This window comes from Rhodocaloribacter litoris, assembly GCF_011682235.2.
GTDB classification, from domain to species: domain Bacteria; phylum Bacteroidota; class Rhodothermia; order Rhodothermales; family ISCAR-4553; genus Rhodocaloribacter; species Rhodocaloribacter litoris.
Window position 1 is genome coordinate 1,804,265 of the sequence record NZ_CP076718.1, and the last position, 23,768, is coordinate 1,828,032.

20 protein-coding genes are annotated in these 23,768 nt (G+C 64.9%); 7 read left to right on the forward strand and 13 right to left on the reverse strand.

What is annotated here, in order from left to right:
- Position 1 precedes the first annotated feature (1 nt).
- The 4 genes from GQ464_RS07430 to GQ464_RS07445 all read left to right on the forward strand — a co-directional run bounded on the left by GQ464_RS07430 (position 2) and on the right by GQ464_RS07445 (position 8,706).
- Complete coding sequence (locus tag GQ464_RS07430) at positions 2-2,569, forward strand: S8 family serine peptidase (RefSeq protein ID WP_166978531.1); 2,568 nt, start codon at positions 2-4, stop codon at positions 2,567-2,569.
- On the forward strand, positions 2,566-4,056 hold the full coding sequence (locus GQ464_RS07435) for a restriction endonuclease subunit S (RefSeq protein ID WP_166978534.1): 1,491 nt from the start codon (positions 2,566-2,568) through the stop codon (positions 4,054-4,056). The genes GQ464_RS07430 and GQ464_RS07435 overlap by 4 nt, the downstream gene beginning before the upstream one ends.
- Complete coding sequence (locus tag GQ464_RS07440) at positions 4,053-5,543, forward strand: ATP-binding protein (RefSeq protein ID WP_166978536.1); 1,491 nt, start codon at positions 4,053-4,055, stop codon at positions 5,541-5,543. The genes GQ464_RS07435 and GQ464_RS07440 overlap by 4 nt, the downstream gene beginning before the upstream one ends.
- A 148-nt stretch (positions 5,544-5,691) precedes the next feature.
- Positions 5,692-8,706 (forward strand): type I restriction endonuclease subunit R, encoded by a 3,015-nt coding sequence (locus GQ464_RS07445; protein ID WP_166978538.1) that lies wholly within the window; start codon positions 5,692-5,694, stop codon positions 8,704-8,706.
- Here GQ464_RS07445 and GQ464_RS07450 read toward each other — a convergent pair.
- The 4 genes from GQ464_RS07450 to GQ464_RS07465 all read right to left on the reverse strand — a co-directional run bounded on the left by GQ464_RS07450 (position 8,696) and on the right by GQ464_RS07465 (position 12,904).
- The gene (locus GQ464_RS07450; protein WP_166978540.1) at positions 8,696-8,998 is read right to left on the reverse strand and encodes a hypothetical protein; all 303 of its coding nucleotides are present in this window, start codon (positions 8,996-8,998) and stop codon (positions 8,696-8,698) included. The genes GQ464_RS07445 and GQ464_RS07450 overlap by 11 nt on opposite strands.
- A gap of 282 nt (positions 8,999-9,280) precedes the next feature.
- The gene (locus GQ464_RS07455; RefSeq protein ID WP_166978542.1) at positions 9,281-11,302 is read right to left on the reverse strand and encodes a PAS domain S-box protein; all 2,022 of its coding nucleotides are present in this window, start codon (positions 11,300-11,302) and stop codon (positions 9,281-9,283) included.
- 184 nt (positions 11,303-11,486) lie between these two features.
- Positions 11,487-11,990, reverse strand: coding sequence for a DNA starvation/stationary phase protection protein Dps (dps, locus tag GQ464_RS07460; RefSeq protein ID WP_166978544.1), 504 nt, complete (start codon positions 11,988-11,990; stop codon positions 11,487-11,489).
- A gap of 227 nt (positions 11,991-12,217) precedes the next feature.
- Positions 12,218-12,904, reverse strand: a complete 687-nt coding sequence (locus GQ464_RS07465; protein WP_166978546.1) for a hypothetical protein — start codon at positions 12,902-12,904, stop codon at positions 12,218-12,220.
- Between the two features lie 222 nt (positions 12,905-13,126).
- On the opposite strand from GQ464_RS07465, the gene GQ464_RS07470 reads away from it, so the two are divergent.
- Positions 13,127-15,328, forward strand: a complete 2,202-nt coding sequence (locus GQ464_RS07470; protein ID WP_166978548.1) for a VIT domain-containing protein — start codon at positions 13,127-13,129, stop codon at positions 15,326-15,328.
- Between the two features lie 8 nt (positions 15,329-15,336).
- On the opposite strand, the gene GQ464_RS07475 is transcribed toward GQ464_RS07470, so the two are convergent.
- Positions 15,337-15,792 carry a c-type cytochrome gene (locus tag GQ464_RS07475; RefSeq protein WP_166978550.1) on the reverse strand — a complete coding sequence of 152 codons (456 nt, stop codon included), beginning with the start codon at positions 15,790-15,792 and terminating at the stop codon, positions 15,337-15,339.
- A 14-nt stretch (positions 15,793-15,806) separates the two neighbouring features.
- Positions 15,807-17,042, reverse strand: coding sequence for a DUF5777 family beta-barrel protein (locus tag GQ464_RS07480; protein ID WP_166978552.1), 1,236 nt, complete (start codon positions 17,040-17,042; stop codon positions 15,807-15,809).
- 334 nt (positions 17,043-17,376) lie between these two features.
- Here GQ464_RS07480 and GQ464_RS07485 point away from each other — a divergent pair, with 334 nt between their 5' ends.
- Complete coding sequence (locus GQ464_RS07485) at positions 17,377-17,589, forward strand: hypothetical protein (protein WP_228350700.1); 213 nt, start codon at positions 17,377-17,379, stop codon at positions 17,587-17,589.
- A 93-nt stretch (positions 17,590-17,682) separates the two neighbouring features.
- Here GQ464_RS07485 and GQ464_RS07490 read toward each other — a convergent pair whose 3' ends face one another.
- The 3 genes from GQ464_RS07490 to GQ464_RS07500 form a co-directional block, all read right to left on the reverse strand.
- Positions 17,683-17,946: a hypothetical protein gene (locus tag GQ464_RS07490; protein ID WP_166978556.1), complete on the reverse strand. Its 264-nt coding sequence runs from the start codon at positions 17,944-17,946 to the stop codon at positions 17,683-17,685.
- 81 nt (positions 17,947-18,027) lie between these two features.
- Positions 18,028-18,681 carry a transposase gene (locus tag GQ464_RS07495; protein WP_166978558.1) on the reverse strand — a complete coding sequence of 218 codons (654 nt, stop codon included), beginning with the start codon at positions 18,679-18,681 and terminating at the stop codon, positions 18,028-18,030.
- Entirely contained in the window at positions 18,678-18,998 is a 321-nt protein-coding gene (locus GQ464_RS07500) for a nucleotidyltransferase domain-containing protein (protein ID WP_166978560.1), read from the reverse strand. The genes GQ464_RS07495 and GQ464_RS07500 overlap by 4 nt, the downstream gene beginning before the upstream one ends.
- Between GQ464_RS07500 and GQ464_RS07505 the strand changes: the two genes are divergently transcribed.
- Positions 18,978-19,139 (forward strand): hypothetical protein, encoded by a 162-nt coding sequence (locus tag GQ464_RS07505; RefSeq protein WP_166978562.1) that lies wholly within the window; start codon positions 18,978-18,980, stop codon positions 19,137-19,139. The genes GQ464_RS07500 and GQ464_RS07505 overlap by 21 nt on opposite strands.
- An 18-nt stretch (positions 19,140-19,157) precedes the next feature.
- Here GQ464_RS07505 and GQ464_RS07510 read toward each other — a convergent pair whose 3' ends face one another.
- The 4 genes from GQ464_RS07510 to GQ464_RS07525 form a co-directional block, all read right to left on the reverse strand.
- A complete protein-coding gene (locus GQ464_RS07510) occupies positions 19,158-20,213 on the reverse strand; it encodes a 6-bladed beta-propeller (RefSeq protein ID WP_166978564.1) in 1,056 nt (351 codons plus the stop codon).
- 210 nt (positions 20,214-20,423) lie between these two features.
- The gene (locus GQ464_RS07515; protein WP_166978566.1) at positions 20,424-20,747 is read right to left on the reverse strand and encodes a hypothetical protein; all 324 of its coding nucleotides are present in this window, start codon (positions 20,745-20,747) and stop codon (positions 20,424-20,426) included.
- A gap of 58 nt (positions 20,748-20,805) precedes the next feature.
- A complete protein-coding gene (locus GQ464_RS07520) occupies positions 20,806-21,879 on the reverse strand; it encodes a 6-bladed beta-propeller (protein WP_228350701.1) in 1,074 nt (357 codons plus the stop codon).
- Between the two features lie 199 nt (positions 21,880-22,078).
- On the reverse strand, positions 22,079-23,768 hold a 1,690-nt coding region (locus GQ464_RS07525), incomplete at its 5' end, for an efflux RND transporter permease subunit (protein WP_228350702.1).

Genomic DNA, 23,768 nt, shown 5'->3' on the forward strand with positions numbered 1-23,768 from the left:
GATGGCAGAATATCCTCTTCTGCTCTTCCCGGAGCCGGCGCTTGCTGAGCGAGCAAAGGGATCAGGTGGCCCCAGCAAGATCAAGGTTCCACCTCCATCTCAACAAGCAGAACGCCTCACGCCCCAGTTCAGCCGACTCTCCGAGGCCATGGAGCGGCGGCGGATCGAGATCCAGGCCAGCGCGGCCGGCATCCAACCCGAACTGGCGCTGGTGCTCGAAACCGTCGGATCCGTCGAGAACTTCATCAACGCCGTTCGAAGGATCCAAGGTCTGGAATGGCTCGGGGAATTCGAGGTCGACGACATCTCACCGGGAGAGGGATTCGAGGATGAGAAAGACCCGGAAAAGCCGCTATCGGGGCGGCTCTATCTCGTGATGACCGATGAGCGGGCGCTTCGCCAGATTCAAAGCCTGTTTGATCGCTGGAAGCAGAATCCTGATACCGATTTTCCCTACGGCCTGGCAAATCTAAAGCGGCTCTTCGAACATCTCCGCACCATTCGGCCCTGGGATGTTCAAGATCGGATCGCAGAGACGGGCGTTCTCGACGACTGGCGTTATCGTCTGGAGCACGGGCAAGAGATGGTGCCCTTCGAGGCCGAATTGTGGTTCCGCCACGACCCAAAACGCCGAAGACAGGCCGAGGAAATGTTTCGCGCGCTGGTCGAAGAGGTGGGCGGTGACATTGCCGGGCAGTGTGTCCTTGAAGAAATCGCCTATCACGGCATCCTCGGGCGCGTTCCGGCAGGTGCAGTGCAAACCATGCTCGAACAGCGCGAGGTCCGGCTGCTCCAGTGTGACGACGTCTGGTATTTCCGTCCCGTCGGGCAGTGCGCGGTGCCGTCGTACGAGGACCTGAGTGCGGCTCAGCCGCTGGCAGGTGCCGTTCCGGATAGTCCGACAAAACCCGAGCCGCTGGTTGCCCTGCTGGACGGTATGCCGCTGGCGAAGCACCGCCTGCTCGACGGACGCATCATCGTGGACGACCCGGATGGGTACGAGATGACCTACCAGGCCCACGAGCGGGTTCACGGCACGGCCATGGCATCGCTCATCTGCCACGGCGACCTCGACGAGAGGGGCGCGCCGTCGGACCGGCCGGTGTACGTCCGCCCCATCATGCAGCCGCGCCGTGGTTTCGCCGGGCAATTCCATGAGGCCATTCCGGAAAATGTGCTGCCCGTCGATCTGATTCACCGGGCCATTCGCCGGCTGTTCGAAGGGGATGGAGACGAGGATCCCGTTGCCCCCACCGTGCGCGTGATCAACCTGTCGGTGGGCGATGCGGCGCGTCTGCTGGACCGGGAAATGAGCGCCTGGGCGCGGCTCCTCGACTGGCTGGCGTGGAAGTACGAGGTGCTGTTCGTCGTCAGCGCAGGCAATCACGGCAAGGACATCGTGCTGGACGTGCCCGGCGTCGATCTTCGGCGACTAACGGATGAGGAGCGGGAACGCGAGGTGATCCGCGCCCTGGCGAGCGAAACGCGCAACCGGCGGCTGCTGTCTCCGGCGGAAACCATCAACGGCCTGACGGTGGGCGCCCTGCATGCCGACGCGTCAACCCTCCCCACAAACCACCGTCTCATCGACCCGTATGCCCGCACGGACCTGCCGAGCCCGGTGAACGCGCATGGCCCCGGATACCGCAGAGCCGTCAAGCCCGACATCCTGCTTCCCGGAGGTCGGCAGTTCTTTATTGAGAAACCGGTTAGCCCCACCGCTACCCTGGTGGCAGCGACATCGCTAAACCCGCCAGGTCAACGCGTTGCCGCCCCCGGACCTGCAGGACAACTGGACCGGACGGTTCATCTACGGGGCACCAGCAACGCCGCCGCGCTGGCGTCGCGTGCCGCGATGCGCCTGTACGACGAGGTGCTGGAACAACTCCGCGCCACGTACGGCGTGCCCGCCGAGTACGACGCGGTGCTGCTGAAGACGCTCCTCGCCCACGGGGCCAGCTGGGGGGATGCGTATGCCATTTACGAGGCCATTCTGAAGAATCACCGGAACAGCCGGACCTTCAAAGACTACGTGGGGCGTTTCCTCGGCTACGGGCCGGCAGACCCGGCGCGCGTCGTGGCCTGCACCGATCAGCGGGTGACCGTGCTCGGCTACGGGGCGCTCGAAGATGGCCAGGCGCACGCATACCGTCTGCCGCTGCCGCCCAGCCTTTCGGCCCACACGGAGCGACGCCGCCTGACCGTGACGCTGGCCTGGCTTACCCCCGTCAACCCTGCACGCCGGGGCTACCGCGTTGCCCACCTCTGGTTCGGCCCGAAGAACGACTTCACCCCAAAGCGCCTCGATGCCGACTGGCGGGCGGCAACGCGCGGCACGCTCCAGCATGAGGTGCTCGAAGGCCATAGGGCAGAGCCGTTCCAGGACGGCGATGCCATCACCCTCAAGGTCAGTTGCCGTGCGGATGCCGGCGACATCGTGGAGCCGGTGCGCTACGGGCTGGCGGTTACACTGGAGGTGGCAGAGGGCGTCTCGTTACCGATTTATCAGGAAGTGCGGGACCGGCTCCGGGTCCCGGTTCGCATTGCCGGCAGGGAGGGCACACCATGATCGACCACCTCCACCCCTACCCCGAATACAGGGACTCCGGCGTCGCGTGGCTGGGCCAGGTGCCGGCGCACTGGGAGGTGCTCTCGCTCAGTCGCATCGGACATCTTTTCAAGGGCAATGGGGGCAACAAAGGAGATGAAGTTGCCGAAGGAATTCCTTGCGTCCGTTACGGAGATCTATACACGCGGCACGAGCACTTCATTCGGCGCACGAAGGCCTTCCTTTCTCCTGATCGAGCACGTGATTACACCCCGATCCGCTACGGCGACGTACTGTTTGCAGCCAGCGGAGAGACCATCGATGATATAGGAAAGTCTGCGGTAAACCTTCTGCGGGAAGACGCACGTTGCGGAGGTGATATCCTCATCTTGAGGCCAGCGGTGGAGGCAGTTCCTGAATATTTGGGCTATGCCTGCGATTGTCCTGCTTCGAGAGCGCAAAAAGCAAGGATGGGGCGCGGATTCACAGTGGTGCACATTTACGGCAGCCAACTGAAAAAACTGCTTCTCCCCCTCCCTCCCCTCCCCGAACAGACCGCCATCGTGCGGTTCCTCGACTACGCGGACCGGCGTCTGCGGCGGGTGATCCGGGCGCGGCGGCGGCTGGTCAAGCTGCTGGAGGAGTACAGGCAGGCGCTCATCCACCAGACCGTCACCGGCCGCATCGACGTCCGCACCGGCCGGCCCTACCCCGCGTACAAGGACGCCGGCGTCGAATGGCTGGGCCAGGTGCCGGCACATTGGGAGGTGCGGAAACTACGGCAGTGTGTTTCGATTATCGGCGGGATGACGCCAAGTATGGAGGTGCGACGCTTCTGGGGTGGCAACATCCCGTGGATAACGCCCAAAGACATGAAACAGCAGTCACTCCACGACTCGTTGGTAAAAGTCACCTATGAAGCGCTTGCCGAGACACCACTAAAGCTAATCGAACCTCCAGCCATCCTTCTGGTCGTTCGAGGGATGATTCTCGCACGTCGAGTTCCGGTCGGCATTACGGCAATCCCTGTGACGATCAATCAAGACATGAAGGCCCTGCTACCCAAACCCGATGTCGATGCTGATTTCCTGGTAAGACTCCTTTCCGCGGCGCGGGATGCATTTGTGCCGTTGATTGACGAAGCGGGGCACGGGACGCGGAGGCTTCCCACTGAGCGGTTTAGAGAATTGGGGATTCCCCTCCCCCCTCTCCCCGAACAGACCGCCATCGTCGACTACCTCGACGCGCAGACCGGGAAGATCGACCGGGCCATCGAGGACGCGCGGCGGGAGATCGAGCTGCTCAAGGAGTTCCGCACGCGGCTGATCGCGGACGTGGTCACGGGCAAGCTGGACGTGCGCGCGGCGGCGGCGCGGCTGCCGGAGACGGACCCGCTCGCCGAAGACGACGCGCCGGACGACGCCGACGCGGAGGATGCGGAGGACGCGGACACCGAGGGGGACGCAACGGATGAGGCGGACCTGCTCGAAGAGGAGGCTGAGACATGAGCACCGAACCGTCAGCCCACTACCTTGCGAGCCTGGTGCGCGAGTTGTGTGCGCTGCCGCGGGAGGCCGAGTGGGTCGAGTTCAAGGTGGATCGGGCCGAGCCGAAGGAGATCGGAGAATACATCTCGGCGCTGGCGAATGCGGCCGCCCTGGTGGGCAAGGCGTTCGCCTATCTGGTCTGGGGCGTGCGTGACGACGACCATGCGTTGATCGGCACGACCTTCGACCCGGCGACGGCGAAGGTTGGCAATGAGGAGCTGGAGAGCTGGCTGCTGCGTCTGCTGGAGCCGAAGATCGACTTTCGCTTCTTCTCGGTGGAGATCGAGGGCGTGCGAGTCGTGGTGCTCGAGATCGCGAGGTCGGCGCGCCGCCCGGTCCGGTTCTCCGGCGAGGAGTTCATCCGCGTCGGCACCTACAAGAAAAAGCTCAAGGACTTCCCCGAGAAGGAGCGGGCGCTGTGGCGCATCTTCGACCGGACGCCCTTCGAGGAGGGCATCGCCCGGGAACGGGTTGCAGACGATGAGGTGCTGCGCCTGCTGGATTACCAGGCCTACTTCGATTTGCTGGAACAGCCGCTGCCGCCGAATCGGGATGCGATCCTGGCGGCGCTGGCCGACGAGCGGCTGATCCAGAAAAGCCCTGCCGGCGGCTGGGACATCACGAACCTGGGAGCGATTCTCCTTGCCAAGCGGCTCGATGCCTTTCACACCCTTCGAAGAAAAGCCATCCGTGTCGTCCAGTACCGCGGCGCAGGCCGCACCGAGACCTTGAAGGAGCAGGGAGGAGTCAAGGGATACGCGGCGGGCTTCGAGGGGCTGATCACGTTCGTCAACGGGCTCATCCCGGCCAACGAGGTGATCGGACAGGCGTTACGCACCTCGGTGCCGATGTTCCCTGAGTTGGCGGTGCGGGAGCTGGTGGCCAATGCCCTCATCCATCAGGACTTCTTCGTCCGAGGTGCGGGGCCGATGGTGGAGATCTTCGAGGATCGAATCGAGATCACCAACCCGGGCGAGCCGCTCGTAGATACCCGTCGTTTTCTAGACACGCCGCCGAGATCCCGGAACGAAGCGCTGGCATCGCTGCTGCGCAGGATGGGCATCTGCGAGGAGCGGGGGAGTGGCATCGACAAAGTCGTCTCTGAGGTCGAGCTGTACCAGCTTCCGGCGCCGCTCTTCGAGAATCCGGAGGGGTTTACACGAGCGGTGCTGTTCGCGCACAAGGAACTGAAGGATATGGATAAGGAGGACCGCGTCCGTGCCTGCTATCTCCATGCCTGCCTCCAGTATGTCATGCGCAAGGAGATGACGAACACCACCTTGCGTGCGAGATTCGGCGTCGAGGAGCACAACCGCGCGCTCGTCTCCCGACTGATCCGGGAGGCGGTCGAGGCGGGAGTCATCGTGCCGGCCGATCCCAACGCCGCGCCCAAACTGATGCGTTATCTGCCTTACTGGGCCGCGGGCGGGACGCAGAACCGGCCATGACGAACGTACTTGACGGGTACTTGATGGGTACTTGATGAAGAGCCCTCGCAAGACCAGGCATTCCGGCCTAAACAATTGTTTTTTAGCACTTGCCGGCCAGAATCTTACTTGATGGGTATTTGATCGAACCAGCGCAAGAACTTGACGCATGAGCCCCACCGACACCAGCGAGCGCGGCCTCGAGCGGCTGATCTGCACGGCGCTCACCGGCCATCCGTGCGATCCGGGCACGGTGCCCGCCGCCGGCACGGTGCGCGAGCCCTCGCCGCCGTACGCCGCCGGCTGGATCGGCGGGCGGCCGGAGGACTACGACCGCGCCTACTGCGTCGACCTCGCACAGCTTTCGGCCTTCCTCCACGCCACACAGCCCGGGGTGGCCACCTCGCTCGCACTCGACGAAGACGGCCCCACCCGCCGCAAATTCCTGGCGCGGCTCCAGGGCGAGATCAGCAAGCGCGGCACCATCGACGTGCTGCGCCACGGCCTCAAGCACGGCCCGCACCACCTCGACCTCTTCTACGGCACGCCGTCGCCGGGCAACCCGAAGGCCGCCGAGCGCTTTGCCGCCAACCGCTTCAGCGTCACGCGCCAGCTCCGCTATTCGGAAGACCAGACCCGGCGCGCGCTCGACCTGGTGCTGTTCATCAACGGCCTGCCCGTGGCTACCTTCGAGCTCAAGAACAACCTCACGAAACAGACCGTGGCCGACGCCGTGGAGCAGTACCGGCGCGACCGCGACCCGCGCGAGAAGCTCTTCGAATTCGGCCGCTGCGTCGTGCACTTCGCCGTGGACGAGGAGGAGGTGCGCTTCTGCACGCACCTCCAGGGCAAAGCCTCGTGGTTCCTGCCCTTCAACCGGGGCTGGAACGACGGCGCAGGCAACCCGCCCAACCCCGACGGCCTCAAGACCGATTACCTCTGGAAGCAGATCCTCACCCGCGAGAGCCTGACCGACATCCTGGAGAACTACGCCCAGGTCGTCGAAGAAAAAGACCCCCGCACGGGCAAGAAAAGCCGGAAACAGATCTGGCCGCGCTACCACCAGCTCGACGTCGTCCGCAGGCTCCTGGCCGACGCCCGCGAGAAGGGCGCGGGCCGGCGCTACCTCATCCAACACTCGGCCGGCAGCGGCAAATCCAACTCCATCGCCTGGCTCGCCCACCAGCTCATCGGGCTCGAAAAGGACGACGCCTTCGTCTTCGACTCCATCATCGTCGTCACCGACCGCCGCATCCTCGACCGGCAGATCCGCGACACGATCCGGCAGTTTGCCCAGGTGAGCGCCACGGTGGGCCACGCCGAGTGGTCCGGCGACCTGCGCCGCTTCCTCGCCGAGGGCAAGAAGATCATCATCTCCACGGTGCAGAAATTCCCCTTCATCCTCGACGAGATCGGCAGCGAGCACCGGGGGCGGCGCTTCGCCATCCTCATCGACGAGGCGCATTCCAGCCAGGGCGGGCGGACCACGGCGAAGATGCACCAGGCGCTCGCGGGCGGGGACGAGGCCGACGAGGACGAGACGCTGGAGGACCACATCAACCGGCTGATCGAGGCAAAGAAGCTCCTGCCGAATGCGAGCTACTTCGCCTTCACGGCCACGCCCAAGAACAAGACGCTCGAGCTCTTCGGCGAGCCCGTGCCGCAGCCGGACGGCACCGTCAGGCACCGGCCCTTCCACAGCTACACGATGAAGCAGGCCATCGAGGAAGGCTTCATCCTCGACGTGCTCGCCCACTACACGCCGGTGGCGAGCTACTACCGGCTCGTCAAGAAGATCGAGGACGACCCCGAGTTCGACACGAAGAAGGCCCGGAAGAAGCTGCGCCGCTACGTGGAGGGGCACGAGCACGCCATCCGCCTCAAGGCCGAGATCATGATCGACCACTTCCACGAGCAGGTGATCGCCCGGAACAAGATCGGTGGAGAAGCGCGGGCCATGGTCGTCACCGGCAGCATCGAGCGGGCCATCCAGTACTTCCATGCCTTCCGCGCCTACCTGCGCGAGCGCAAGAGCCCCTGCGAGGCCATCGTCGCCTTCTCCGGCGAGCACGAGTACGGCGGGCAGAAGGTGACCGAGGCTACGCTCAACGGCTTCCCGTCGAACCAGATCGCTGACAAGATCCGGGAGGACCCGTACCGCTTCCTCATCTGCGCCGACAAGTTCCAGACGGGCTACGACGAGCCGCTGCTGCACACGATGTACGTGGACAAGCCGCTCTCCGGCGTGAAGGCCGTGCAGACCCTCTCGCGCCTCAACCGCGCCCACCCGAAGAAGCGCGACGTCTTCGTGCTCGACTTCCAGAACGACGTCGAGACGATCCGCCGGGCGTTCGAGCCCTACTACCGCACGACGCTCCTCGCCGACGAGACGGACCCGAACAAGCTGCACGACCTCCAGGCCGCGCTCGACGGCTACCAGGTCTACGCCCCGGATCAGGTGGACGAACTGGTTCGCCTCTACCTCGAAGGCGCCGACCGCGACCGCCTCGATCCCATCCTCGATGCCTGCGTGGCCACCTACCGCGACGACCTCGACGAGGACGAACAGGTCGACTTCAAGGGCAAGGCCAAGGCGTTCCTGCGCACCTACGGCTTCCTCACCCAGGTGCTGCCGTACACGAACGCCGCATGGGAAAAGCGCTCGATCTTCTTCACCTTTCTGGTACCGAAGCTGCCGGCTCCCCGCGAGGAAGACCTCTCGCAGGGCATCCTGGAAGCCATCGACATGGACAGCTATCGGGTCGAAAAGCAGGCAACCCTCCAGATCCGGCTACCGGACGAGGACGCGGAGATCGAGCCGATCCCCACGGCGGGCGGCGGGCACAGGCCGGAGCCGGAGATCGACCGGCTCTCGAACATCATCCGAAGCTTCAACGAGCAGTTCGGCAACATCGCCTGGAGCGACGCGGACCGGGTACACCGGCTCCTGACCGAGGAGATCCCGGCGCGCGTGGCGGCAGATCCCGCCTACCAGAACGCCATGCGCAACTCGGACCGGCAGAACGCCCGGATCGAGCTCGACAAAGCACTCCGTCGCGTGATGAATGCCCTGCTGCAGGACGACACCGAGCTGTTCAAGCAGTTCAGCGACAACGAAGGCTTCCGGCGCTGGCTGACGGACACGATGTTCGGGCTGACGTACGAGCAGCCGCTCACAAGGTGAGCCTTCTGGCCATCCAGGCGGGTCGAGGGTTCGGAGGGGAAGGACGCAAAGGGCCGTTCAGCGGGCCGACGGGTCGTCGTGCGGGTTGTCCGGGGTCGCCGCCCCGCACCGGGCGCAGGGTGCGGATGGCCACCTTGAGGCGAAAGGCGTAGTCGATGCACGCGTCGGCGGGGGTGTCCGGGGTGACGATCGGTCGCACGGCGGCCAGCACGGCCGGATCGAGGGCGCACAGCCACGCCTCCAGCACGGCGGTGTGGTCGCGGATGGTGTGTGCCGGTTTCGGCCGCGTCACGCGGCCAGACCGCGGCGTCAGCGGGAGGCTGGGTACGTTCCACCGGGATGGAGGAAGTCGTTTTCATCCCGAGCCCTGCGTGAGCCCCTCCACATAACACAAGGGCGAAGACCTCACGTCATGCCACATAAACCCCTGTCGTCGTGCTGCCCGTTTTGACACCGACGTTCCTCTGAGAGGCGAGGGAAGGGACCCAAGCGTTCGCCGGATATGCACGCCAGGGACGGGCCACGGTGCCCCCCGGATATGTGTTCCCCGGATAGCCCGGCGAACGGCACCCCGTCATGTCCCATCCGGGGGCGGCGGCAGCGTGAAATAGAAGGTGCTCCCCTTGCCCGCTCCTTCCGACTCGACCCAGATCCGCCCACCGTAGAACTCGACGATGCGCCGCACGAGCGCCAGCCCGATGCCGGTACCGTCGATCCCGGTGTGGAGCCGTTCAAAGAGGCCGAAGATCTTCTCGTGGTAGGCCGGGTCGATACCTATCCCGTTATCGCGAACGTAGAAACAGGGCTGTCCTTCGCGGTCTTCCACCCCGATTTCGATGCGGGGATGCGGCTGATCGCCCATGAACTTGACCGCATTCCCGATCAGGTTGAGCAGCACCTCACTCAGCCGGATGCGATCCCCGTAGACGACGGGCAGCCCCGGTTGTACCGCCACCGCCACCCCGCGTGCCTCCAGCTCACCGCCCAGCAACACCAGCACATCGCCCACCAGATCATCCATGGACACCTTCTTCGGTGGATTGACGAGGCGTCCCACGCGCGAGAGTCCGAGCAGGCCATCGAGCAACTGCCGCATGGTGATCCCGGCCTTTTCGATATGGTCGAGGTCTTGTTCGACCGCCTGCCTCCGCCCGGCCTTCAGATCCTCGCGTAACAATCCCACGAACCCCTGGATGGTCACGAGCGGGCTCCTCAGGTCGTGCGAGACGGTATACGTGAAGCGTTCCAGCTCGGCGTTGCGGGCCTCCAGTTCGGTGATGAGTTGCTCGCGCTCCTGCTGAGCCCGTCGCTGTTCCGTAACGTCCAGCAGTGTGCCGATGACGGCCGGCCGTCCCTGATAGGTCGCCCGCAGGCCATGCACCTCGACGTAGATCTGGCGACCGTCCTTACGACGCCCCCGAAACGTGTAGCGGATCGCCTCTTCTTCCCCCTCCACCCGCCGGCGGATGTTTTCCGCGACGAGGGGCCGGTCTTCTTCCACCACCAGATCCATGACCGTACAGCCCCTCAGAAGCTCCTCCGGCGTGTAGCCGAAGATTTCCGCCAACATGGGGTTGACATAGGCAAAACGGCCCTCCTGGATGATGTAGACACCGGTGAGCGACTGCTCGACCAGCGCCCGGAACTTGGCCTCGGCCTCACGCAATTGCCGTTCGGCTTCCTTCTGCTCGGTGATGTCGAGCATGACGCCGACGAGCCGGACGGGCCGGCCGTCTTCCGCCAGCACGTTGACGACGTCCCGGAGCCAGACCACGCGCCCGTCGGCTGCGATCATGCGATACTCGAACGTATGGCGCCGGCATTCCTCCGTGGCACGCGCACAGAAGGCCGGGGCCCATCCACGATCCTCCGGATGGATGTGCTCGACCCAGAAGTTCGGTTCCTCGATCCATCGGTCGACGGGATAGCCCAGCAAGGCCTCCGCCTCCCGGCTCACAAACGAAAACGCGAAGGTCTCCGGGTCCCCTTCCCACAGGATGGCGAGTGTAGAGCCAATCAACTCCCGGTACCGTGCCTCGCGCCGGCGCAGGTCCTGTTCATCCTGCCGGCGTGCGAGCATGGTGCCGATCCAGCCGGCGAGCGTCGCCAGCAACGAGCGATCTTCGGCACCGGCCGGCCCGAGCGAAGACGAGCGGAACCAGAGGCCCAGCACGCCATACGGCTTTCCTCGTACCGGGAGAGGAACTCCCAGATAGGCCGTGAGGCCGGCGTGTTCCAGGCAGGGTGCCGCCCCTTCGCACGCTTCCACGGCGACCACCTCACCGGCCTGCAACACCAGCCCCTCACACGTCCCGTCCAGCGGCAACCGTTCCCCGGGGGCCGGCCCTCCGTCCGGGGCATGCACGTACCGGACCACCATCCGGGCCTCCTCGACCTGACCGATGACGCCGGCATCAGCTCCGAAGTACGCCGTGATGAGGCGCAGGGCCTCCGCAAGATGGGCGTCCGTGTCTCCCCCGGGATGGGTCATGATCCGGCTCAACAGACGCACCCGCTCACGCCACCGGCGCTCGGCAGCCCGCGGATCCGGCGATCCGTTGCCCGGTTCCGGCAGCGAGGCCTTTCCCTGATGCATAATCGTTTCCTTCTTCGCCCCGGGGAAGCCCTGCCCCTCCTTTCCGGCTATCCTAAGTAAAGCAATATAAAGAATAAAAGACCGCACAATAAACTCGGCGCGGTATCCGGAAGAGAGACACAAAAAAGGCGGTGTCGCTTCCGGAGGCGACACCGCCCGTAACGAGGACGCCTGCTTGTCGCAGTCAGCCTTTCTGCAGGTGTGCTTCCAGCAACCACAGGGCCTTGTCGAGCCCACGCGAAACCTCGGTGAACAGGTCCGCGGTGCTGATGTCTCCGGCCTCTTCGGCCAGACCGATGGCGGCACGGGTGGTTTCGGCCAGGGCGGCGTATCGCTCGGCGAGGGCCTCCACGTGCGCCATACCGTCGAACACTTCGACCGGATACTCGGGCAGGCGGGTGCTCGAAGCAGCCATACGGACCGTGCCGGCCGCCGTGCCTCCCAGGGTGGTTGCCCGCTCGGCAATCTTGTCCACATAGTCACGCAACTGATCGGCCAGGTCGTCGAAGAGCCCGTGCAGGGCGATGAACTCCGGTCCCTTCACGTTCCAGTGCGCCTGCTTCGTCTGGCTGAACAGGTCGAACGTATCGGCCAGTTGCTGGTTGAGCAGTTCGATCATGGCCTCACGGACCTCGGGCGCCAGGTCGATGCGCGTCTTATGTCTCGGAAGTGCGGCGATCGTCTTCATAGGATATCCTCCGATCAAGTTAACCTTTTGTCTTTACTACCCACAAAGAAACGCGCCGGACAGCAAGAGTTCCGCCCGGCGCGATCGGAGGAATGTTACGCGGAATCCGGAACAGGAGCCGGAGGACGCTTGCCCTCACGAGAAAGGGTGCAGGATGGCAAGCGCAGGAAGCCCGCGCGCCCAGAGCCGTGGGAGTGTCAAACGCTGCATGGTACGCCCCCTGAGGGTTACGCGGTTCGGGCCATCGGGCGTGCCCCGTACTCGGCCAGGGCTGCGTCGTGGTCGCGCACCCAGTCGGTGGCGCATTTGAGCCGGAGCCGTTTGACCCGCAGGGTGGCGGCCGCGGCATCCTCATCGGCTTCGGGATAACGGATGGCCAGGGAGTCGCCGGCGGGTGGCCACGCGAAACCGCCCGGTGCCGCCGTCGCGGCGGCACGGGCCGCGGGGGAAGCCAGCCGTTCCAGGTTGATCAGGGCCCGCTCCGTGAAGAGCGCCGGGTGTTCCCGGGCGAGCAGGTACAGCAGGTCTTCCATGTGATGGAAGAGATCCTCCCCCCGGAAGCGATACAGCACCTCGAAGGCTCCCGTACCCATGATGAGCGCGTCCCGATACCGCTCCTGCCGTTCGTCCACCTCTTCCTCGAGCGCACCGCACTCGATGCCGAGGTACCGCCCCCGGTGTTCGAGCACGAAATCCACCCAGAACACCCCGCACGGGGTCGGCACACGGACCTGGCTGTGCAGGCGCACCGGGCGGCGGAGATACTTGACCAGATGCCAGGCCAGTTCGTCCTCCAGCGGCGTCTCGTACGGCGGGTCGTAGACCGGCCCGCCCACGCCGAACATGTGCGCCGGCACCACCTCGGCCACATGCCACGGCTGCGTTACCGCCCCCTCTTCTTTATGCGTAACCATGGTTTTCCTCCGGATAAGGGTGGTCGAAACCTGCTTCAAGGGTAAAATACGGGGGGTGGGTGTCAGCCGCGTGTCATATGTGTTTCGCCACAGGCCAACAATAAACCCTGCCTTGCTCCGTTAGAAGAACGGCCCGGAAGTGCCGTGCCTGCCCCGAGGCGCCCGGCCCGTCCGGCACGTCGCCCATTCGTTTCGAGGGAGGGTCACCTCATGAAACCATGGATGCCTTTGCTCGCCCTGCTCTCCGTTTTCGCAATGCCCGCCCGGGGACAGGGCGTGGTCGTCGGGCCGGACGGGCGGCCGGCGACGCTCCTCCTGCAGGCCCACCGCGTCGACGCCACGGTGCACGACCAGGTGGCCGTGGTCACCGTCACGCATACGTTCCTCAACCCCGGCCGCGAGACGGTCGAAGGAACGCTGCTCTTTCCCCTGCCGCCGGGCGCACAGGTTTCCCGCTTCTCGATGGAAATCGACGGCAAGGAGCTGGCCGGAGAACTCCTGAGCGCCGAGGAAGCCCGGCAGCTCTACGAGGACATCGTCCGGCGCAGCCTCGATCCGGCCCTGCTGGAACTGACCGGCTACCGGACGTTCCGCGCCCGTGTCTTTCCGATCCCCGGGGGAGCCACCCGCACGATCACCCTCCGGTACGACGCCACCCTGCCGCGTGAAGGCGACCGGGTCACGTTCCGCTACCCGCTGCAGGCCTCGCTGGACAGCTGGGGCGTCCCGCCGCTCCCGCGCCCGCTGCCCCCCGAACGGGCGCCCCGGGAAAATGCACCGGCGGCCACGGCCCCCCGCAGCCACCTCCGGCTTCGGCTCAAGGCCGTGACGGCGTTGACGAACCTCTACTCGCCCTCCCACCGGATCGACGTGCAACGGAAGGACGAACGCGAAGCCATCGTCACCCTCGACAACGACGAGCCCTTCGACGGGGGCGAATTCGTCCTCTACTACCGCCTCGGCCCGGCCGATCTCGGTGCCACCCTCTTCACGCACCGGCCCTACCGGGACCGGCCCGGCTACTTCATGCTGCTGCTCGATCCGCCGCCCTTCACCGGCGAGGCGGCCGCCCGCCCGAAGGACCTCGTCTTCGTGCTCGACACCTCCGGGAGCATGGCCGGAGAAAAGCTCGAACAGGCGAAGGCGGCCCTCCGCTACATCCTGGACCGCCTCGAAGCACACGACCGCTTCGCGCTGGTCGCCTTCTCCTCCGACGTCGACACGTTCCGTCCCGGCCTGGCCGGCCCCGAGGCCCGCGACGACGCCCGCTACTTCGTCGACCGGCTGGAGGCACGGGGCGGCACCAATATCCACGACGCCCTGCTGGCCGCCCTGGCGATGCTCGAAGACAGTCCCCACGGCATGATCGTCTTTCTCACCGACGGCCTGCCCACCTCCGGAGAAACCGACGAGGGCCGCATCCACCGGCACGTCGGAGCGGCCAACCCGCGCGGCGTGCGGCTCTTCCCCTTCGGCGTCGGCTACGACGTCAACACCCGCCTGCTCGACGGCCTCGCCCGCGAGACGGGCGCCTTCGCCGACTACATCGCGCCCGAGGAAAACATCGAGGAACGAATCACCGCGTTCTACGACAGGGTGCGCCATCCCGTCCTCACCGGCCTCGACCTCACGTTCGACGGGGTCGCCCCGGAAGCCCTGACCCCCCGCCGGTTGCCGGATCTGTACCGGGGCGGGCAACTCATCCTCACGGGTCGCTACCGCACGCCCGGCACCGTCACCGTCGTGCTGCACGGCACCCTCGGCGACGCACCGGTCCGCCGGCGATACACCTTTGCCTTGCCCGCGCTCGAGCGCGAGCACGACTTCGTGGCGCGGCTGTGGGCCACCCGCCGCGTCGGCGAGCTGCTCGACGAAATCCGGCTCTACGGAGAAAACGACGAGCTCAGGGACGAGGTGATCGCCCTGGCAAAAGCGTTCGGCCTCGTGACGCCCTACACCTCCTACCTCGTCCGGGAAGAGGAGGGGCGGGCCGCGCTGCCACCTGGATGTGAACGGGACGACCGCCATGTCAGCCGGGAGCCGGCCGATGCCGCGCTCTCGCTGACCACGGGCCGCGTGGCCGTGGAGATGAGCAAATCGATCCGGCAAATGCAGGAAGCCGGACGCGCCGCCCCACCGGCCGGCGCGGGCCTGCGGGTCGTCGCCGGGCGTACCCTGCTCCGCAACGCCGCCGGGGCCTGGATCGATGCCGAATTCGACGCGGCCACCGACACCGCCGGCCTGCACCGGCTCCGCTTCGCCTCCAGGGCGTACTTCACTTTCCTTCGTCTCTATCCCGAAGCCCTTGCCTTCGCGCGGCTCGGGGACCGGGTGACGTTCTTTTTCCGGGGCCGGTACGTCCGGATCGATCCCGAAGGCCCGGCCGAGATCGACGAACAGACCCTGAAGAGGTGGTTCGACTGAAGCGGGGGTCAGTCGTTCGGGGCCCCCGCTTCGATCCAGCGGCGGATCCGTTCGATCTGCTCGGCCGAGAGGGGGGGCCGCCCGAGCGGCATCCGCTCACCCCGGATCCCCGGCGCGCCGGTGATCTTCATGAAGAGATAGCTGCGGTCCGGATCACCCGGCTCCACCCGGTCCAGCGAGGGTTCTTCCTGGCTTGGCACGTTTACGATGTTGGCGTAGGCCTGCCCGGCGCTCAGGTTCAGCCCCTGTGCCGGAAAGGTGCCGGCATGACATCCCGAAAAGGCGCAGTTGCTGGTAAAGATGCTCTGAACGGCCGCGAAGGACACCGTATCGTCCGGCGGAGGGGGTTCCTCCTCGCGCGGATCGGCGTGCTCGCAGCCTATCCCGAAGACGGCCATCACGATCACCAGCGTCAGCCGTGTTACCGGGTCATGTCCGAACGTCGCGTGCTTGCTTTCCTTCATGGGGGCGGTTGGAATCAGAAGGTTAAGATGCGGTAGATGTTGAAACCGAGGCGGACATCGCCGTCGCGGAGGTCGAGGTCACCGCCGTTGAGGTACTGGTCCGTGGCGATACCGACCGAGTTGGTGACCACGATCTGGAAAATGTGACCGGCGGTGGCGATCTCGAGCCCGCCCCCCCAGCTGTCGAAGCGGTTGTCGTTGCCGAAGGTGGTCGTGCGCGTGTAGCCCGAGAGGATGGGCGTCCATTCGGCCAGGAGCGACAGGTTGCCGTGGAAGCGCCACCGCCCGGCCAGGCCCAGGGTCAGCAGCACCTCATCGACGTTCGATTCGTGGGACGGATTGACGGTGAATCCGGGCACGAGCGCCAGGCCTACCCCGGGCGCAGGCTCACTGGCCAGGATGAGCTGCCCGGTGCCCTTGAAGGCGGCCTTCGTGAAGCGCCCTTCGCCGGGGACTTCCTCCGAGATCCAGTTGAGCGTCGTGCGGGCGGCGACTTCGAGCGGCATTCCGTTCGGTCGTTGCCGCCGCAGCCGGTAGTGGGCCTGCAGTTCGACATTGTCGGCGGCGTTGCTGCGGCCGAGCGTCACGAACAGGTCTTCCGTGAAGGCATAGCCAAGGCTCAGCAGGATGATGCCGCTGCCGTCGAGGCCGAAGAAGCTGTCGTAGCCGGCGTCGAGCGGGGGGTTGAAGCGGTGCTGGATGCCGAAGAGCACGCTCCGGGCCGGGACGCTGCGCGTCGTGGGCACGTTGACGACCCGCCATCCGGCAAACGGGAGCGGATCGGGCGGGGGCGTACCGGCGATGCGGGTTTCGTCCACCGCCTCGATGCTGCGCACCCAGGCTTCGAGCAGGGCCACTTCCTCGGCGGTGAGCTTGTCGCCCGTCAACGGCATCTGCACGCCCGTGATGGAGGGGTCGCCCTTCACCTTGCGGATGAGGTAGCTGTTCTCCGGGTCGCCCGGCTTCACGCGCAGCACCTCCGGCTGCTCCCTGCTCGGCACGCCCACGAGGCTCGCGTAAAACCGATCGCGGCTCAGGTCCATGTCCTGTTGCGGGATCGGTGCGGCGTGGCAGCCGGCCTGGGCGCAGCTTCGTGCGAAGAGGTCGGCCACGCGGGCTTCGAGCCGGTGCGCGTCGAGTTCCTGAGCCTGCAGCAACCCCGGCATCTGAACCCCGGCGAAGAGTCCCACCAGCACCGGACCAACCCACCGGCCGATGGCCCTGCGGATACGACGTAAAGGGAAAGGCATAGATCGTTGGAGGTTAAGTGAGAACGGCAAAGAGAAACAGCCCTCACCCCACCGACACCTGCACCTCGAAGACCGGGTTTTCTCCGTCTTCAGGGTTGGTGTTTGCTGCCAGATGCGTGGGATCCCGGATTAGGAGTCCACCAACACGCATGTGTACCTATCCAGCCTGCGGAAAAAGCGGCAACCCTCCAGTCGAGACGTGCCGTGCCTCGTCTGCCGGAAACGACGCCCGGAGGCTCGGTACCGGCCCGCAGGCACTGAAACGCATCGGGTGATTGGGGCATCCCACCCCGGCCCTCGTCTGGCGGCTGGTGCTGCCCGCGCTGCTCTGCACGTGTGGCCCGGCGACGGCCCGGGGGCAGGGCTTCAGCACGGTCAACGGGCGCACCACCCGGAGCTGGTCTGGCGTGAGGCCGAGACGCCCCTCTTCCGGATCGTGTACCCGGCCCACCTGGCGGGCATCGAGGTAGAGGCCGCCGCCGTGGCCGAGGTTGCGTACGCGGCGCTGTCGGCCAACCTGGGGGTGACGTTCGGTGTAGGGGCGTGACCAAAATAAGAATTGTAACGACGCAAAATCGTCTAATACAGCCCCATTAACGGAAATCAAAACTGCACGCGGCTGACAGAACGGCAGAGACGTTTAACGTCCCCACCACGTGCGGACGGGGAAAGCAGGAAAGTAATCTGCGTAGAGCTTCAGTAGCTCCTCGGTGAAGATGGCGGCAAAGTGGCGATCAGCCTCCTCTACGGCCTGACGCTCTTCCGGGAGAAGGTCGATTTTGTCGAGATGCGCACGCGCCACACAGAGATCGGTGAAATCCATTGTGTCGTAGATCTCTTCGAGGTCGGCTGCTGACTGGTTGACCCGGGCTGCGTGGAGGTATTTTTGGAGCGAGGTGAACATGGCAGTCAATCGATGCGTTTCCAAAAAATAGGATCAAGTCCGCATGTTGCTGTAAAAAGCCTTCCGTCTATGTAGGGCTCTTCAGGCGATCGGGCGTAGCGTGGCAGGCACTCCCTCCTGCTCCTCTCGCGCCTGGCGAGCCTGTCGCCAACTCTCATATTCGTCCATGTTGAAATACCTCTTTCCACTGATCCGGTACTCTTGTTGCTCGACCAGTAGCGCCCCGATCAGCCGTAGAGCTGCGGCCTCGTTCGGGAAGATCCGGATCATCCCCTCGCGCCGCCTGAGCTCCTCGTTGAGACGCTCCAGCATGTTCGTCGTGCGCAAACGACGGCGGTACTTCGCCGGCAGCACGAGCACCGCAATGGCGTCCTCAAGGCCGGCCTCCAGGATCTCGAGGGCAGCGTCGCGGCGTGTACGCGCCGCGCCCTTGTCCTCGAACGCCTCAGCGAGCGCATCGAAGGCCCGACGGGCCAGCCTGGTCATCTCCGGGGGCAATAGCCCCTTCTTGACGAACTCTCGGCTGAAAAGGGTGAGGGCCCCGCTGTGCTTCGAGGTGCCGAGACGGCGGGTCACGAGCAAGGCCAGGACCCCGTAGAAAATGGCATAGTAGGCCCGGTTGACGGCATCACGGGGCAGACCGGCATCGATGAGGGTGCGGGCGACCTGAAGCGCATCCGTCGCTTGCTCCATGCGATAGGCAGCAAGCACACGAATCTTCTCAGCCTCCGTCATGCCGCCACCCCCTCTCGAAGAATGTGGGCGACCAACGGGCTGACCGAAAGCGGGCCTTCTTCAATGGCCCGACGCTCGAATACAAGCGTGTTCAAGATCCGGTTTGCCGAAAAGCCCGCTTCCCAGGCGACATCGCCAATCCAGTCCTTCACTTCACGCGTCGCGGGCTGATCCAGGACGACGCACACATCCAGATCCGACGCCCACGTCGCGTCGCCCCGGACCCGGGAGCCGAAGGCCCGGACCCGCGCCCCCGGAAAACGCACACGCACCCGGGCGGCAAAGTCCTCGAGGATATGTCGATCGACCGGATCCATGACGGTTCCTCTTACGCACCGTGGTTTTATTGTATCCCGGCGCTCTGGTCGTTCCATCTCCTGGCCCGCCCCGCGCCCGACCGCTTCGCCCGCCACGGCTACGACCTCTACTACCGCCTCCGCGCCGCCGTACCGTTCTGAGGCGGCGGCACCCTCCGATCAATTGAGATCCTGCATTCGATACACGACGGCCGTTGTGTCTCGAAGCGCGTAGACATAGTTGCCCGCAACGGATACGCTCCTGGAAAAACCGGGTAACTTGATCGAATACAGATAATCTCCCTTATCGGTCTCGTAGACATCAATTATCGTTACACCCATTTCCTTCGAACGACTCCCTGCATACAGGTAAAGCTTCCCGTTTGAATAGGAAGGACTCACATAAAGTACTTTTCTGCCAGAGATCATCTGAACCTTGTTTCCCCCTATTGTTCTCGTTTCAATCGAAGGGGCCTCTCCTGATTCCAGTGTTTTCCGAGCAAACACCGGCACACCGTTCTCTTTATATTTTACTATAAATCCATAATACATAGGAATATAAATCAGATTTCTATCTATCGTTATAATGTTTCCATCTAGAGAAATGGCACCAGTTTCATAATCCTCGATTAGATTCCCAAAATTGACCACTAAACTGTCTCTGCTATCGTATAGATAAAATATTTCTGGCTTAAACGGCGAGATACGCATAACATAATACCAACCATCCTCCATCGGAGCAACACGTAGAATACCCTCCTTAAATGTCAACCTTCTGATAAAACCACCATCACGCTCAAACCAGTTGAGACTGCGTGCCCCACCATCGGCTATCCAAACCAAGCCGTTTTCGCCGATTGCTACATCAGTTGGGTTAATAAACTCCCCTGGCCCCTCACCTTTACCCCCGTATTTTGCAACAAGTTTTCCATCTATATCAAATTTTTTAACACTCATATCACCATAATCTATTACATAGACATCATTGGCATATCCTTCAATGACGAGAGGGCGATAGAGCACAACATCATCTTTATCTCCAACAATACCAATAGTATCCACCCTAACTTCCTTCCAATTACGTACATCAACACGTTGCTCAACCAGAGACAATTTCAAAGATGTAGAGGCTTTAACAACAATTGTATCGTCTTTTGACCCCCTACCATACCTTACCCATACGTAGAGCACAGCTGTCGCAAAAAGCAATATCAAAATTACAATTGACCTCCTCATATCATATATATTTTTAAGACATCGATATAGCGTTGGTCAATGCTATTGAGGGCGTCGTTGTGCAGCGCGATGCAGCCGCACCCTTCACGGGTGCGCCCCAGGGCCCACAGGAGAGCCCGGACCGACGGGACGCGCAACGCGTCCAGATCCGCGGCTACAGGTGGACCGTTCGCTAAGCAATTTCTTCAAACCATTTTGTCTGTTCAAGCCTTACTCGCCGGCCAGGGCCCGCAACCGCGCCCGCGTCTGCTCCACATCCAGGCGGTGATACCCGCCGTCCACGTCCCGGACAACCGGCGGCCAGCCGTCGTCGTCCACGGGGAAGCCCGACCGCACGGCCAGGGCCCACCCTTCCGCTGCCCACCGCGCCATCAGGTCGAGGTTGATCAGCGCCTTCCGCGCCAGCAGGCGCTCCGGCCGGACGGCTTCGAGGTCAAACACCCGCACCGTTACGGACTGCCGGACCACGCCCCCCGCCTCCTCGCCTTCGTCCTCTCTCCTTCCACACCCTGTCAGTGCTATGAGCAGTACCATGCTCGCCCGCTGCAAAAGTCTTCGCCAGATCACGCCTTTATGGTGTTCTGAGGTTGGTTCACGGGCCTTTCCGGCGCAGCGTGTATTCGCGGATCTCGTACCGCCCGAAGTCATACGCCTCGTCCTGGGTGACGATGTAGAACCGCTCCCCGGCCCCCTGCGTGATCCCCCGCTCGTGCTCGATCCCATGGTAGAGCAGCCGCCCCTCCCGGTCGAACACGTTGATCACCACGCGCGGCCCGTCTCCCGGAAAGTTGGCCCGCCAGAAGTCGATCACCACGTAGTCCCCCACCGGGTAGATATTCCGAACCAGGGTATACTTCATCTTATCGGATTGCCTCGCGCTCTTTACAGGATCACGCGGGAGCGCGGCCATGTCGAGCGGAACCACGTCGGGGGAGGGCTTCAGGTCGATGACCCGTTCCAGCCGGCCCGCCGCGTCGTAGACCGCCACCCGGTTTCCCGTCCGGTGTGCCAGGTACATCCGCCCCGAGGCATCCCGCCCCGCGATGAAGGGCAGCCCCTTGAAGTCCGGCTGGATCTCGCGTTCGGGGGCGTAGCGGCGCAGCACCTCCCCCTCCAGGTCCTGCTCCTGCACCGTGCAGAACCCCTGCTCCCGCCGCTCCTCGTCGCAGTAGACATGCGTCACCGTGACGAAGCGCACCGCCCCGGCCTCTTCCACGAGGAAGGACTGCGTCAGCGGGCCGAAGGTGTAGAGCGGGAACGTGTCGAGGTACTGCCCGGCCGCATCGAAGAACTGCACCCGGAAGTTGGGCGTGTTCTCCCGGACGAAGATGCGTCCCTGGCGGTCGAGGCCCACCCAGTCCGGTTCGGTGAACTCGCCGGGTCCCTGGCCGTTGCGTCCCCAGGCGTCGACGAAGGTGCCGTCGTGCCGGAAGCGCAGCACGCGGTGGTTCTGCGGGTCGGGGATGACGAAGTGGTCTTCGGAGACGGCGAAGTGGCCCATGTCGAAGAGGGGTTCTTCGGCGGAGCCTTCGAGCACGGTGGTTCGCTGCAGGGCAAAGACCTCGTCGAACGTGGCGGGCGTGGGACCGGCAGGATCTTTCTCCTGCCCGCTGCACCCCAGCCACAGCACGGCCGCCAGGAGGGCGGGTGAGAGCGCGCGTTTCATGGTGCGTCGTTGTTCGGGTGATACGGATGCGGATGACGACCCTTCATCGGGTTGTCACGAAAGCACCGGGACCGTCACAGGTCATCTCTTTTCCTTATAGCGGAGGTCATGTTATTGAGGGCATGGCTGCCCTTAGCGAGCCGGACCCACCGCTCACAACGACGCTTCAATAGCATGGACCAACGCTATAATGTTCTTTTCAATCCGATGCTTTTCGGCCAAAACCGGTATTCCGGCGTCGTCTGGTGCGGCTCAGCAGGGCGACGGTGGCGAGGGGGGCCAGCAGGGTGGCCGCCAGCAACCCGCCCGTGACGGTCACGGCCATGCCCTGCCAGAAGCCGGCCTCGTCGGGGAAGACGAGCAGCGGCAGCAGCGCCACGACGGACGAGAGCGTGGTGGTCCACATCGGCCGGAGGCGCTCGCGCACGGCCAGGCGGATCAGCGGGGCGGGCCGGCCGTGCGGGCGCCGCGCCCGGAGCTGCCGGTACCGGTCGAGGAGCAGCAGGCTGTCGTTGACGGCGATGCCGGCCAGCAGCACCACCCCGATGAACGCGCCCTCGGCAAAGTTCGCCCCGCTCCAGAGGAACCCCACGGCCACCCCGATCGCCGCCGCCGGCAGGCTCAGCAGCATCACCAGCGGCAGCCACCACGACTCGAACACCACGGCTGCGATCAGAAAGACGAGCGCGGTGGTGACGGGCAGCGCCCAGCCGGCGGACCGCTTCAGCTCCTCCTCCCCGAAGAAGCTGTAGGTGGGATACTTGAGCCGGTAGCCGGGCGGCAGCGGCATCGACGCGACCACGCCGCCGATGAGCCGGTGGCCCATCTGGTACGGCCCCCTAAAGTCGACACTGACGTAGCGGCGGTATTGCTGGTCGATGCGCTCGACGGCCGAGGGAGTGCGCACCACGCGCATCGGCGCCAGGGCGGCCAGCTGCACCTGCACGCTGTCGGCCAGGGGGAAGGGGCGGGCGGCCAGGCGGGCGACGTCGATCGTCTCGGCGCCGGCCACCTCCACGCGCACGGGCAGGTACGGCTCGCCCGCGATGGGGGCGAAGAAGACGGGGAAGCGAGTGGCGAAGACGGGGCGGAGGGCGGCCGCCACGGCGCCGGCGGGCAGGCCGGTGCGGAGCTGGGCCTCGGCCGTCCAGTCGAACCGCAGCACCTCGCGGGCGTCGGGGCGGCCGAAGCGGTCGACGTCGCAGTTGACGTCCACCACGCGGCGGCTGGCACGGCGGAGGCGGGCGGCCAGGCGCTCGCAGACGGCTTCGAGCCCCTCGTAGTCGGGGCCGTAGGCTTCGATGCGGAAGCCCGAGATGCCGGCGCCGCTGCCGCTGTAGTAGCCTTCGGGCAGCAGCCCGCCCACGTAGAGGTAGGTCATCCCCGCGATGTGGACGGCCTGCTGGATGAGCCGCTCGCGCACCAGGTAGGGCTCGGCGGTGCGGAGGCTGGCCTCCGTGAAGCGCACCCGCAGCATCGCGCTGTGCTCGGTCACCTGGGCCACCGTGCGGGCGACGGACGGGGAGGCCAGCGCCGTGGCTTCGAAGCGCTGCAGGAGCGTGTCGGCCCGCCCGATGGGGGTGCCGGGGGGAAAGCCGATGCTCACCCGCACCTCGGGCGCCGCCTCGAAGTTCCAGCGCCGCCCGAAGGTGGTCTTGCGGAAGAAGGGCCGGCCGACGCCGCCGAGCACCGCCTCGACGGTGGGGCGCACGGCCTGCACGGCCTCATGGCCGAGCGTCGCGTTGTAGAGATCGGCCAGCCGGCGGGCGGGCGTGGACCAGTCGTCTTCCGGCGCCAGGCGGGCCGGCAGCCACCACAGCGGCAGGCCGAGGGCCAGCACGAGGGCTGCCAGCGTCAGCCGGGGGAAGCGGGCGGCCAGCCGGTAGGGC